The following is a 201-nucleotide window of genomic DNA, read 5'->3' as shown; positions in this document are numbered from 1 at the left end:
ACGTGCCGGTGAACGTGAACCTGCACACGTACGCGGGGCCGGAGGGGCGCTTCTGCCCGGCGGCGGTGTACGAGTTCGTGAAGAACGACGACGGCAGCGACCGCCTGGTGATCAACGCGCAGAACTGCGTGCACTGCAAGACCTGCGACATCAAGGACCCGACGCAGAACATCGTGTGGGTCACGCCGGAAGGCGGCGGCG

General features: G+C 66.7%; 1 protein-coding gene. It reads left to right on the top strand.

Going from position 1 to position 201, the window contains the following annotated elements; translation table 11 throughout:
• The coding region (locus G3O06_RS48810) for a 4Fe-4S dicluster domain-containing protein (RefSeq protein WP_205820519.1) at positions 1-201 on the top strand (201 nt) is incomplete at both ends.

It is taken from the genome of Burkholderia sp. Ac-20345 (assembly GCF_017104825.1).
Taxonomy (GTDB): domain Bacteria; phylum Pseudomonadota; class Gammaproteobacteria; order Burkholderiales; family Burkholderiaceae; genus Burkholderia; species Burkholderia lata_B.
The sequence above is the reverse complement of the archived record's forward strand: the minus strand, read 5'-3'. Positions and strand labels throughout refer to the sequence as shown.